General features: G+C 76.2%; 1 protein-coding gene and 1 pseudogene. Both read right to left on the bottom strand.

Annotated features, from left to right (window positions below):
• Positions 1–1342 (bottom strand): protein kinase domain-containing protein (locus ABD211_RS26590; RefSeq protein ID WP_344137603.1); only part of this gene is annotated, 1342 nt, incomplete at its 3' end.
• Positions 1339–1909, bottom strand: a pseudogene (locus ABD211_RS26585) (hypothetical protein); the annotation flags it as partial. The gene ABD211_RS26590 and the pseudogene ABD211_RS26585, both read right to left, overlap by 4 nt.

Genomic DNA, 1909 nt, shown 5'->3' with positions numbered 1-1909 from the left:
CGGGCGCGATCGGGGTCGCGCCGCGCGCGGCACCGGCGGCGCCGGCGCCGTCGACCACACCGGCCTCCGTGCCGAACGCCCCACGCTCCGGGGTGAACCGGGCCGACACCGCCGGGCGGGGCGTCCCGTCGGCGGCCGCCAGGATCTGGCGGAGCACGCCGAGCAGCTGCTCGGTCATCTCCGCCGCCGTCGCGAACCGCCGCGCCGGGTCCGGGTGCGTGGCCCGGACCAGGAACCGGTGGTACGACTCGTGCGCGGCCAGCAGCGGCACGCCGGCCCGGTCCGGGAGCCGGTCGACGTACGTACCGGAGAAGCCCTTGAAGTCGAAGCTGAGCACGGCCATCGCCCGGGCGACCGTGTAGAGGTCCGAGGCCACCGACGGGCCGGCCGTGGGCACCTCCGGCGCCTGGTAGCCGACCGTGCCCCACACGGCGCTCACGTCGTCGTCCACGCGCCGCACCGCGCCGAGGTCGACCAGCTTCACCCGGTCCTCGGTGTGCAGCACGTTGTCGGGCTTGAAGTCGCAGTAGAGCAGGCCGCGTTCGTGCAGGTAACCGAGGGCGCCGAGCACCTCCAGGGCGTACGCGATGACCTGCTCGACGGGCAGCGGGCGGGCGCCCGAGCCGGTGCCGGTCGCGTCGACGCGGATGTCGCGCAGGGACCGACCGCCGACGTACTCCATGACGATGTAGCCCACGGCCGTGCCGGAGCCGGGGTCGGGGTGCGACACGAAGTCGTGGATCTTGACGATCGCCGGGTGGTCCACCTCGACCAGGAAGCGACGTTCGGTGACCGCCGCCGCCATCGCGTCGGCGTCGCCGGTGTCGATCAGTCCCTTGAGGACGACCCAGCGGTCGCTCACCTCGTCGCCGACGTTCTTGTCGCGGGCCAGGTAGATCCAGCCCAGGCCGCCGTGGGCCAGGCAGCCGGCCACCTCGTACCGCCCGGCGACCAGCGTGCCGGGCGCGAGCTTCGGCCGGAACGAGAACGGGGTCCGGCAGTTGGCGCAGAAGCCCTCGGTCAGCCCCGGCTTGCCGTCGCGGCCGCGGCCGACCGGGCGCTCGCAGTCGGGGTTGCCGCACACCCGGCGGTTCTCCGGCACCTGCGGATCCGCGAGGATCGCGGTCGCCGGGTCGTGCGCCGGCACGCGCGGCATGTCGAACAGCCCGGCGCCGAGCCGCCCGCGCGCCGAGCCGCGGGTGCGCCCGGAGGGGCGGCTCGAGCCGGTCGCCCGGGTGGGGCCGGTTGACGAAACGGCGGCGGGCGCCTTGTGCCCGCACTCGTCGCAGTAACCATCGGGGTCGTAGCTGCCGGTACAGCCGGTCCTCACACACGCACTCACGCGACATCACCTCCGAGTACGGACTGCTGGTAGCGGTACAGGGCGCGGGTGGCGGCCGGGAGGTCGCAGGGCGCGGTCCACAGCAGCGCGCGCACCGCGCCGTACTGCGCGGACAGCGCCGCGTCCTCGCCACGGCCCTGCCGCTGCGCGCGCACCCGGTAGGACTCCAGGCGGCCGCCCAGCTCGTCGCGGCGGGCCACCAGCCCGTCAGCGAACGCGGCCCGCTCGCGGGCGGCGCCCAGCGCCCGGGCGACGGCCGCCTCCAGCGGCTCGAGGGCGTCCGTCACCGCGAGCCAACGCCCGGCGCGGGCGTCCTCGTCGAGGTGTGCCGTCCGCTCGCGAAGGTCGGACTCGGTCGTGGTCATGGGCGGCAGGCCCGGGTCGAGGATCTTCGCGAGCGCCGTGTCGTAGGCGGCGCGCGCCCGGTCCTCGGCGGCCGCGAGGTCGGCCAGGCGGCCGGCCAGCTGGGCGGCCCGGGCCTCGTACGTCGCGCGTATGCGGGCCAGCTCCGCCAGCTCGGCGCCGGCGGCCCCGATGGCGGCGGTCAGGTGGCGCAGGCGCTGCGCG

The organism is Luedemannella flava, assembly GCF_039528515.1.
Classification (GTDB): domain Bacteria; phylum Actinomycetota; class Actinomycetes; order Mycobacteriales; family Micromonosporaceae; genus Luedemannella; species Luedemannella flava.
Note: the sequence above shows the minus strand (reverse complement) of the source record. Positions and strands in the feature narration are given on the sequence as shown.